The sequence below is a fragment of the Kitasatospora sp. NPDC048722 genome (assembly GCF_040650235.1).
Taxonomy (GTDB): Bacteria; Actinomycetota; Actinomycetes; order Streptomycetales; family Streptomycetaceae; genus Kitasatospora.
In genome coordinates this window covers 1-11,692 of the sequence record NZ_JBEZGX010000110.1, presented here as the reverse complement: position 1 = coordinate 11,692, position 11,692 = coordinate 1, and the positions used below count along the sequence as shown (strand labels likewise).

The window sequence follows — 11,692 nt, the reverse complement described above, 5'->3', positions numbered from 1 at the left end:
CGGAACGGAAGTCCTCCAGCATCGGGTCCATCAGCGGCGAGTGGAACGCGTGGGACACCCTCAGCCGCGTCGTCTTGCGATCGGCGAAGTGCGCCGCGATCGCCTCGACGGCCTCCACCGTCCCGGAGACGACGATCGAGCGCGGGCCGTTGACCGCGGCGATCGACACGAACTCACCCAGCAGCGGCAGGACTTCGTCCTCCGCCGCCTGCACCGCCAGCATCGCGCCACCCGCCGGCAGCGCCTGCATCAGACGGCCACGGGCACTCACCAACGCGCACGCGTCGGCGAGCGAGAACACCCCCGCGACGTGCGCCGCAGCCACCTCACCGATCGAGTGCCCGGCCACGAACTCCGCCCGCACACCGAGGGATTCGACGAGACGGTACAGCGCCACCTCGACGGCGAACAGACCCGCCTGCGCGTACTCCGTCCGGTTCAACAGCTCCTCGTCGTCGCCCCACACCACATCCCGAACCGGCACCTCCAGCGCCGCACACACCTCGTCGAAAGCCCGCGCGAACACCGGGAACCGGGCATACAACTCCCGCCCCATCCCCAACCGCTGCGACCCCTGCCCCGAGAACAGGAACGCCGTCCCACCACCCCTGACCGTGCCCTCGACGGCCCCGCCCGAGCCCGCCGCCTGCGCCTCGAGCCCGCGCAGCAGCGCGTCCCGGTCCGAACCGACCACCACAGCCCGGTGGTTGAGCATCGACCGGCTCGTGGCCAGCGCCACCGCGACGTCCGCGGCCGGCAGGGCCGCGGCGACGTCGCGTAGACGGGCGGCCTGTGCGCGCAGCGCCTCCGGCGTACGGCCGCTCAGCACCCACGGCACGACGGCCGGGACCGGGGCGGCCTCCTCCGCCTCCTCCGCCACCACCTCGTCCGCCTGCTCCAGGACCACGTGCGCGTTCGTCCCGCTGATGCCGAACGCCGAGACGCCCGCCCGGCGCGGACGCCCGGTCTCCGGCCAGTCACGGGCCTCCGTCAGCAGTTCGACGGCGCCCGCCGTCCAGTCGACGTGCGAGGACGGCTCGTCGACGTGCAGGGTGGCGGGCAGCACGCCGGCGCGCAGCGCCATGACCGTCTTGATCACGCCCGCGACGCCGGCCGCCGCCTGGGCGTGGCCGATGTTCGACTTGACGGCGCCGAGGTAGAGCGGCCGGTCGGCGGGCCGGTCCTGGCCGTAGGTCGCGAGCAGGGCCTGGGCCTCGATCGGATCGCCCAGGGTCGTCCCCGTGCCGTGGGCCTCGACGGCGTCGACCTGGTCGGGGGTGAGGCGGGCGTTGGTGAGCGCGGCCCGGATGACGCGTTGCTGCGAGGGGCCGTTGGGGGCGGTCAGGCGGCTGCTGGCGCCGTCCTGGTTGACGGCGGTGCCCCGGACGACGGCGAGGACCTCGTGGCCGAGGCGCCGGGCGTCCGAGAGCCGCTCGACGAGCAGGACGCCGACGCCCTCGGCCCAGGAGGTGCCGTCCGCGGCCTCCGCGAAGGGCTTGCACCGCCCGTCGGGGGCGAGTCCGCGCTGGCGGGAGAACTCGGTGAACAGGCGGGTGGTCGGCATGACGGCGACGCCGCCGGCGACGGCCATCGAGCACTCGCCGGCGCGTAGCGCGCGGACCGCGAGGTGGAGGGCGACGAGGGCGGAGGAGCAGGCGGTGTCGACGGTGACGGCCGGGCCCTCCAGGCCGAGGGTGTAGGCGATGCGGCCGGAGAGGACGCTGACGGCCCCACCGGTGAGGAGGTGGCCCTCGGTCTCCTCGGTCCGGCGGGCGAGGGATCCGTAGTCGGTGTCGGCGCCGCCGATGAACACGCCGGTGTCGCTGCCGCGCAGGGTGGCGGGGGCGATGCGGGCGCGCTCGACGGCCTCCCAGGCGGATTCGAGGAGGAGCCGCTGCTGCGGGTCCATGGCGAGGGCCTCGCGGGGGGCGATGCCGAACAGCTCGGCGTCGAAGTCGGCGACGCCGTCGAGGAAGCCGCCGTGGCGGACGTAGCTCTTGCCGGGGGTGCCGGGGGTGGGGTCGTAGAGGCCCCCGGTGTCCCACCCGCGGTCCTCCGGCAGGTCGCCGATGGCGTCGGCGCCGTCGGCTACGAGCCGCCAGAGGTCCTCCGGGGTGCGGACACCGCCGGGGTAGCGGCAGGCCATCCCGATGATCGCGATCGGCTCGGCGTCCCTCGCCTCGACGGACTCCAGGCGCTGCTTCGTGCGCCGCAGGTCCGCGGTGACCTTCTTGAGGTAGTCGCGGAGCTTGTCCTCGGAGGTGCTGGCCATGGGTGGGAAACCTCGCAGTTCGGAAGGGTGGTACGGGCCGGCGTCTTACGGGTCGCCTCAGGCGAGTCCGAGCTCGCGGTCGATCAGGTCGAACATCTCGTCGTCCGTGGTGGCGTCGAGCGCGTCGTCCGGTCCGTCGGCGCTCGCGGGCGACTCCGTGGCGTCGCCGTCGAGCCGCCACTGGAGGCTCTTGAGGCGGGCGAGGAGGCGGGTGCGGGAGTCGGCGTCCAGCTCGGTGGCGCCGAGGGCGCTCTCCAGCTCGTCGAGTTCGGCGAAGACGGGCCGGGCTGGCGCCGCGGCGCCGGCGGGCGCGGCGACCAGGTCGCGCAGGCGCCCGGCGAGGGCGGTGGGCGACGGGTGGTCGAAGATCGTCGTGGTGGGCAGCCGCAGGCCGAGTTCGGCGTTGAGGCGGTTGCGCAGCTCGACGGCGGTCAGGGAGGACATGCCGAGGTCGAGGAAGCCGCGCTCGGGTTCGACGGCCTCGGGCGAGCCGTGGCCGAGGACGGCGGCGAGGTGGCCCACGACGACGTCCAGCAGCAGCTTCTCCTGCTGGGCGGCGGCGAGGCCGGGCAGCCGGTCCAGCACGCCCCGGTCTCCGGTCGCCACGCTCCCGGCCGGGCCGGCGGCCGTGCGCCGGGCGGCGGCGCGCCGGGGCGCGAGCTCGGCGAACAGCGGCGGTGCCCCGGCCGTGGCGAGGGCGTGCCGGTCGAGCCGGATCGGGGCCAGGTGCGGTCGGTCGACGCCGCTCGCGGCGTCGAGCAGGGCGAGGCCCTGGACGGCCGTGAGCGGCAGCATGCCGGAGCGCGCGAAGCGGGCGATGTCCACGGCGTCCAGCGTGGACGTCATTCCACTCGATTCTCCCCAGTATCCCCACGCGAGGGAGGCGGCCGGGCGCCCTTCTGCGCGGCGGAGGTGGGCGAGGGCGTCGAGGAAGGCGTTGGCGGCGGCGTAGTTGGCCTGGCCGGGGCCGCCGGCCGTGGCGGCGAAGGAGGAGAACAGGACGAAGGCGGAGAGGTCCAGGTGCCGGGTCGCCTCGTGGAGGTTCCACGCGGCGTCCACCTTGGGGCGCAGCACCTCGGTGATCTGCTCGTCCGTCAGGCCTTCGAGCAGTCCGTCGCGCAGGACGCCGGCGGCGTGGACGACGCCGGTCAGCGGGTGCTCGGCGGGGACGGCGGCGAGGAGCGCGTCGAGGGCGGCGCGGTCGGCGGCGTCGCAGGCGGCGACGCGGGCGTCGGCGCCGAGGGCCGCGAGGTCGGCGACGAGCTCGGCGGCGCCGGGCGCGTCCGGGCCCCGGCGACCGGTGAGCACGAGGTGGCGGACGCCGTGTTCGATGACGAGGTGGCGGGCGACGAGGGCGCCGAGGGTACCGGTGCCGCCGGTGATCAGGACGGTGCCGGCGGGGTTCCAGGACCACGCGCGGTCGTCCCCGTCGGAGGGCACCGGGCGCAGCCGGGGCGCTGTCACCTCGCCGCCGCGGACGGCCAGGCGCGGCTCGTCGGGGACGGCGAGGGCGGTGGGCAGGGCGGTGTCCGAGGCCGGGTCGCCGTCGAGGTCGACGAGGAGGAAACGGCCGGGGTTCTCGGACTGGGCGGAGCGGATGAGCCCGTGGGCCGCCGCCCGGGCGAGGACGGTGACATCGGTGGCGGGGGCCCCGGTCTCGGCGCCGTGGGTGAGCAGGGCGAGGCGGGCGTCGGCGAGCCGCGGCTCGCCGAGCCAGGCGCGGGCGAGGCCGTGGGCGGCCCGGACGGCGCGGTGCGCGGCGGTGACGGGGTCGGCGTCGTCGCCGGCGACCGCGCTGAGGCGGTGGACGACGGTGGCAGGTACGGGCTCTCCGGCGTCGAGGGCGGCGGTGAGGTCGGCCAGGTCGGCGTAGGACCGGGCTCCGAGGGCGGCGGCGAGCGCGTCGTCGTCGCCGAGGACGGCCGTGTCCTCACGACCGGTGGCGCAGACGGCGCTGTCGGGTGTCGGAGCCCACTCGACCGCGTAGAGCGGGTCCGCCGCCGGGGCGAGGTGCTCGGCCGCGATCGGGCGGACGGTGACCGCCTCGGCGGTGAGCACGGGGGCTCCGTCGGCGTCGGCGGCGGTGAGCGCGTGGCCGCCGCCGGCGGCCGGGGTGAGCCGGACGCGGAGCAGGGCGGCGCCGGTGGCGTGGACGGTGACGCCGCGCCAGTCGGCGGGCTGGGCCGGGTCGGTGTCGCCCGGGAGGGCGGCGAGCAGGGCCTGGAGCAGTCCGGGGTGGACGCGGAAGCCTGCCGTCTCGGTGCGGTGCTCCTCGGGCAGGGCGACCTCGGCGAACAGCTCGTCGCCACGCCGCCAGCGCGCGACGACGGTGCGGAAGCGCTCGCCGTACTCGGCGTCGTCCGGAGCGTCCACCGCCTCGGCGCCGGTCGGCGGCCACTCGGTCAGGGCCGTCCCGGTGGCCTCGTCCCGGGTCAGGGTGCCGGCGGCGTGGCGGGTCCACGGGGTGTCGTCGGCCGCACCGGTCGGGCGGGCGTGGACGGTGAGGGTCCGTCGGCCGTCGGCGTCGGCGGGTCCCGCGGTGAGCTGGAGGTCGACGGTGCCGTGGTCGGGCAGGGTCAGCGGGGTGAGCTCGGTGAGGTCGGCGACCGTCGGGCAGCCCGCCTCGTCGCCGACTCGCACGGCCCAGTCGAGCATTGCGGTGCCCGGCACGACGGCGGTGCCGCGCACGAGGTGGTCGGCCGTCCAGGGGTGCGTCGTGGTCCCGATCCGGCCGGTGAGCAGGACGCTCCCCGAGCCGTCCGCGAGCCGGACGACACCGTCCAGGCCGCAGGGTTCGAGGGGCGCGCCGGTGCGGGCGGTGTCCTGGGCGAGCCAGTAGCGGCGGCGCTGGAAGGCGTAGGTGGGCAGGTCGGCGGGCCGGCCGCCGGCGAGGGCGGGCCGCCAGTCGATCCGTACGCCGTGTACGTGGGCCTCGGCGAGGGAGGCGAGCAGCCGGGCCGGGCCGCCGTCCTCGCGCCGGACGGTGCCGAGCACGACGGCCCGGACGCCCGCGTCGGCGGCGGTGTCCTCGACGGCCGTCGAGAGCACCGGGTGCGGGCTGCATTCGAGGAAGGCGTCGTGGCCCTGGGCGAGCAGGGCGCGGACGGACTCCTCCAGGCGGACGGTCTGCCGCAGGTTCCGGTACCAGTAGCCGGCGTCGAGCGGGGTGTCGCCGAGCCAGTCGGCGGTGACGGTGGAGAAGAACGGGATGCGGGCCCCGCGCGTGGTCAGACCGGCGAGTTCGGTGCGGAGGGTCTCCTCGATCCGTTCGACCTGGGCGGAGTGGGAGGCGTAGTCGACGGGGATGCGCTTGGCCCGGACGCCGTCGCGGGCGCAGTCGTCGAGGAGGGCGTCGAGGGCCGCGTTCTCGCCGGAGACGACGACGCCGGACGGGCCGTTGGCGGCGGCCACCGAGATCCGGCCGCCGTAGGGCTCGATGCGGGCGAGGACGTCGGCGTGGGCCTGCGGCACCGACACCATGCCGCCGTGGCCGGAGAGGCCGCGGGCGATGGCCTGGCTGCGCAGGGCGACGACCTTGGCGCCGTCACCCAGGGAGAGAGCGCCGGCCACGCAGGCGGCGGCGATCTCGCCCTGGGAGTGGCCGAGGACGGCGGTGGGGGTGACGCCGTGGGCCTGCCAGCAGGCGGCGAGCGCGATCATGGTGGCCCACAGCGCGGGCTGGGCGACGTCGACGCGGTCGAGTGACGGCGCATCGGACCGGCCGCGCAGGACGGCTTCGAGGGACCAGTCCGTCCAGGGCGCGAGGGCCCGTTCGCAGGCGGCGATCCGCTCGGCGAACTCCGGTGACGCATCGAGCAGTTCGGCGCCCATGCCGACCCACTGGGAGCCCTGGCCGGGGAAGACGAGGACGGCCCGGCGGTCGCGCCCGGCGCCGTGCCGGCCGGTGACGACGCCCGGGGCGGGCGCGCGGTCGGCGAGCGCGGCGAGTCCGGCGCGCAGGTCCTCGATGCCGGTGCCGACGACGGCGGCGCGGTGTTCCAGGAGCGCGCGGCCGGTGGCGAGGGAGTGCGCGAGGTCGAGCGGCGCGGCGGCGCTGACGTCGAGGTGGTCGAGCAGCGCGCGGGCCTGGCCGCGCAGGGCCTCGGCGCTGCGGGCGGAGAGCAGCCAGGGCAGGGCGGGGCGCTCGGGTGCGGGTGCCGGCTCGGGCTCCTGCTCGGGGGCCTGTTCGAGGATCACGTGGGCGTTGGTGCCGCTGAGTCCGAAGGAGGAGACGCCGGCGCGGCGGGGCCGTCCGGTGGCGGGCCAGTCGCGGGCCTCGGTGAGCAGGTCGACGGCGCCCTCCGTCCAGTCGACGTGCGTGGTGGGCCGGTCGATGTGGAGCGACACCGGCAGCTCGCCGTGCCGCAGGGCGAGGACGGTCTTCATGACCCCGGCGACGCCGGCGGCGGCCTGGGTGTGGCCCAGGTTGGACTTCACCGAGCCCAGGAGCAGTGGGAGTTCGCGGTCCTGGCCGTAGGTGGCGAGCAGGGCCTGGGCCTCGATCGGGTCGCCGAGGCGGGTGCCGGTGCCGTGCGCCTCGACGGCGTCCACCTCGGCGGGCGCCAGGCCGGCGTCGGCCAGGGCGGCCCGGATCACCCGCTGCTGGGACGGGCCGTTGGGCGCCGTCAGCCCGTTGGAGGCACCGTCCTGGTTGACGGCGGAGCCGCGCACGAGCGCCAGCACCGGGTGCCCGTTGCGACGGGCGTCCGAGAGCCGCTCGACGAGCAGCACGCCGACGCCCTCGGCCCAGCCCGTCCCGTCGGCCGCGTCCGCGAACGGCTTGCAGCGGCCGTCGGGTGCCAGGCCGCGCTGGCGCGAGAACTCGACGAACACCTGCGGCGTGGACATCACCGTCACGCCGCCCGCGAGCGCCAGCGAGCACTCGCCGCGGCGCAGGGCCTGGGCGGCCAGGTGCAGGGCGACCAGCGAGGACGAGCACGCGGTGTCGACCGTGACGGCCGGGCCCTCCAGGCCGAGGGTGTAGGCGACGCGGCCCGAGATCACGCTCGCGGCGTTGCCCGTCATCACGTGCCCGGCGACGCCCTCCCGGGCCGGGTCCAGCAGCAGGTGGTAGTCCTGGAAGTTCGAGCCGACGAACACGCCCGTCCGCGACCCGTGCAGATCGCCGGGGTCGATGCCGGAGCGCTCGACGGCCTCCCAGACCGTCTCCAGCAGGAGCCGCTGCTGCGGGTCCATCGCGAGGGCCTCGCGCGGGGAGATGCCGAAGAAGGCGGCGTCGAAGTCGGCCGGGGCGGTCAGGAACGCCCCCTCGGCGACGTAGCTGGTGCCCTCGTGGTCCGGGTCCGGGTGGTGCAGGCGGTCGGTGTCCCAGCCCCGGTCGGCCGGGAACGGGCCCACCGCGTCGCGGCCCTCGGCGAGCAGCCGCCAGAGGTCCTCCGGCGACTCGATGCCGCCGGGGAAGCGGCAGGCCATCGCGACGATCGCGACCGGCTCGTCGACGGCGACGGCGGCCGTCGGCTCCAGGGCGGCCGCCGTGCCGGCCAGTTCGGCGCGCAGGTGCGCGGCGACGGCGGCCGGGGTCGGCCGGTCGAACAGCAGCGTGGCGGGCAGGCGCAGAGCGGTCGCGGCGGTGAGGCGGTTGCGCAGCTCGACGGCGGTCAGCGAGTCGAACCCGAGGTCCCGGAATGCCCGGGCGGCCTCGACGGTCGTGGTCGAGGCGTGCCCGAGGACCGCGGCGGCCTCCGTGCGGACGAGCTCCAGCAGCAGGCGTTCCTGCTCGTCGGCACTGCGGCCGCGCAGCTGCTCGGCCAGCGGGGAGTCGGTGGTCGTCGTGACGGTGCCCTCGGGCGCCGCGCGACGCGCCTCGGGCAGGTCCGCGATCAGCGCGCTCGGCCGGGCGGCGGTGAGCACGGGGGCGAGCGCGCTCCAGTCGACGTCGGCCACGGTGAGGCCCGAGGCGTCCGCGAGCAGGGCCCGGCTTAGCGCGGCGACCGCCCGCTCTGGGTCCATCGGGGCGAGCCCGCTGCGCCGCGTCCGCCCGGTGAGGCCCGGGTGGTCCCCCGCCATGCCGGCCCCGGCCCAGGGGCCCCAGGCGACGGCGGTGGCGGGCAGCCCGGCGGCCCGGCGGTGCTCGGCGAGGGCGTCGAGGTAGGCGTTGGCGGCGGCGTAGTTGGCCTGGCCGGGGTTGCCGAGGACACCGGTGATCGAGGAGAACAGGACGAACAGGGCGAGATCGTGGCCGGCCGTCAGCTCGTGGAGGTTGCGGGCGGAGACGGCCTTGGCGCGGAGCACCACGTCGAAGCGCTCGGCCGTGAGGCTCTCCAGGACGCCGTCGTCGAGGACGCCGGCCGCGTGGACGACACCGGCGAGCGGGTACTCGGCGGGCACGGCGGCGAGAAGGGCGGCGAGCGCGTCGCGGTCGGCGACGTCGCAGGCGGCGACGGTGACACGGACGCCGAGCTCCGCCAGCTCGTCGCTCAACTCCTGCGCGCCGGGGGCCCCGGAGCCACGGCGGCCGACGAGGAGGAGGTGCTGCGCACCGGCCTGGGCCAGCCAGCGGGCGACGTGGGCACCGAGGGCACCGGTGCCGCCGGTGACGAGCAGGGTGCCCCGGGGGGCGGTCCAGCCCTCGGAGGCGTCCGGCGCGCCCGGCCGGGCCACCTCACCAGCCGGACGGTCGGCACCCGGCAGCACGGCCGCACCGCCCGTACCTGCGACGGGCCCCGCCCCGGCACCGGCGTCCGACGCGTTCGGCTCCACCACCCCGTCCGTACCGGCGGGCCGACCGGGGGCCGCGGGCACCGTGTCCGCCACCCCGCGCCGTTCGGAGGCGGGCCTCGGCAGGCCTGCCGCGCGGCCCCGCACCGGTGGGAGGTGGCGGCGGGTCAGACGGCGGGCGTAGGCACCGGAGCCGCGCAGGGCGAGCTGGTCCTCGGCGGTCTGGGCGAGGAGGCCGGCCAGTCGCACGGCGGTGCGGGCGTCGGGGTCGGCGGGCAGGTCGACCAGGCCGCCCCAGCGCTGCGGGTGCTCCAGCGCGGCCACCCGGCCCAGGCCCCACAGCTGCGCCTGCCCGGGATCGCTCACGCGGTCCGCGCCCTCGGCCGCGACGGCGCCCCGGGTGAGGCACCAGAGCCTCGCCGGGCCGCCGACGGCCTCCAGGGTGCGCAGCAGCTCGACGGTCGCGGGCAGGTGGCGGGGGACGAGGTGGTGGTCGGGGTGCGGGCGGCCGTCGGCGGCGAGGAAGGAGAGGACGCCGGCGAGCGGCTCGCCGGAGCCGTCCGCGAGCACCTCGGCCAGGGCCTCGGACCCGGCCACCCGCTCGATCCGCAGGCCGCGCTCGGCGAGGGCGTCGAGGACGGCCTCGGGCCGGCCTGCCTCCGTACCCTCTGCGCCCTCTGCGCCCTCTGCGCCCTCCGGTAGGACGGCGAGCCAGCGCCCCGCCGGGACGGCGTCGGTGAGGCCGCGCACGGGCACCCAGCTCGTCCCGTAGGTCCACGCGTCCAGCGCGCCGAGCAGGCGCCGCTGACCGCGCCAGGAGGCCAGGACGGGCAGCAGTCGGTCCAGCGAGGCCTCGGCGGCCTCCTCCGCGATCCCGAGGACGGCCGACGCCTCCCGCAGGTCGCCGGCCTCGACGGCCGTCCAGAACGCGTCCTCGACCGGGTCGGCCGGGGGCGTGCCCGCGTCGCGGCGCTGGAGCTCGGGCAGCCAGTAGCGCTGCCGCTGGAACGCGTACGTGGGAAGGTCGACGCGGCGGCCGCCGGAACCGGCGAGCACCGCCGCCCAGTCCGGGCCCGCACCGCGCACGTGCAGGCGGGCGAGGGACTCCAGGACGGCCGGCTCCTCGGGGCGGTCCTGGCGGAGCACGGCGGCCACGGCCGCGTCGGCGGGCAGCGACTCGGCCGCCATCGCGGTGAGGACGCCGTCCGGGCCGACTTCGAGGAAGCGGGTGACCCCGGCGGCGTGCAGCGTGCGGATGCCGTCGCCGAAGCGGACGGCCTCGCGGACGTGCCGCACCCAGTACCCGGGGGTCGTGAAGTCCTCGCCGGGGCCGAGGGCGCCGGTCAGGTTGGAGACCAGCGGGATCGAAGGAGCGTTGTACGTCAGCCCGTCGAGGACCTCGCGGAAGTCCGCCAGCATCGGGTCCATCAGCGGCGAGTGGAACGCGTGCGAGACGCGCAGCCGTGTCGTCTTGCGGTCGGAGAAGTGCGCCCGGACCGCGTCAACGGCCTCCTCCGCGCCGGAGACGACGACGGAGGTCGGGCCGTTGACGGCGGCGATCGACACGAACTCGCCGAGCAGCGGAAGGACTTCGTCCTCCGTCGCCTGCACCGCCAGCATCGCGCCACCCGCGGGCAGCGCCTGCATCAGGCGGCCACGGGCACTCACCAGCGCGCACGCGTCGGCGAGCGAGAACACCCCGGCGACGTGCGCGGCCGCCACCTCACCGATCGAGTGCCCGGCCACGAACTCGGGCCGCACGCCCAGCGATTCGACGAGCCGGTACAGCGCCACCTCGACCGCGAACAGACCCGCCTGAGCGTACGCGGTCCGATTGAGCGACTCCGCTTCCGAGCCCCACACGACATCGCGCAGTGCCGGGTCGAGCTGGGCGCACGCCGCATCGAAGGCCTCCGCGAAGACCGGGAACCTGGCGTACAGCTCCCGCCCCATCCCCAGCCGCTGCGACCCCTGCCCGGAGAACAGGAACGCCGTGGCCCCCTTCTCCGCCACACCCGTCACGAGGCCCGCTCCCCCGCCCCCGGCCGCCAGGGCGTCCAGGGCGCGCAGGCGCTCCTCGGGCTCGGCCGAGACCACGACGGCCCGGTGCGCCATGGCCGTCCGGCCGTTCGCCAGGGAGTACGCGACGTCGACCGGGTCGAGCGGGCCGCGTGTCCGGAGGTGGGCGGCCAGACGTCCGGCCTGGGCCCGCAGGGCAGGCTCCTCGTGCGCCGACAGCACCCACGGCAGCACGGCGCCGGGAGCCTCCTCGGGCACGGCGTCCCCGACGGGCTCCGTCGGCGCCGCCTCCAGCACGACGTGCGCGTTGGTGCCGCTGACGCCGAAGGAGGACACGGCCGCACGCCGCGGCCACGCGTTGGCGGGCCATTCCCGGGCCTCGCCCAGGAGTTCGGCGGCACCGGCGGTCCAGTCGACGTGCGGGGTCGGGGCGTCGAGGTGCAGGGTGCGCGGCAGCAGGCCGTGCCGCATCGCGAGCACCGTCTTGATCACCCCGGCGACGCCGGAGGCGGCCTGGGTGTGGCCGGTGTTGGACTTCAACGCACCGATGAGCACGGGCCGTTCGCGGTCCTGCCCGTACGTCGCGAGGAGGGCCTGCGCCTCGATCGGGTCGCCGAGCCGCGTGCCCGTGCCGTGCGCCTCGACGGCGTCCACCTCGGCGGGCGCCAGGCCGGCGTCGGCCAGGGCGGCCCGGATCACCCGCTGCTGCGACGGGCCGTTGGG

2 protein-coding genes are annotated in these 11,692 nt (G+C 76.8%); both read right to left on the bottom strand.

Going from position 1 to position 11,692, the window contains the following annotated elements:
* On the bottom strand, window positions 1-2,272 hold a 2,272-nt coding region (locus AB0C76_RS40250; protein WP_359975406.1), incomplete at its 3' end, for a type I polyketide synthase.
* Window positions 2,273-2,329: 57 nt separating this feature from the next.
* Complete coding sequence (locus AB0C76_RS40245) at window positions 2,330-11,668, bottom strand: SDR family NAD(P)-dependent oxidoreductase (protein ID WP_359975403.1); 9,339 nt, start codon at window positions 11,666-11,668, stop codon at window positions 2,330-2,332.
* Window positions 11,669-11,692: the final 24 nt, after the last annotated feature.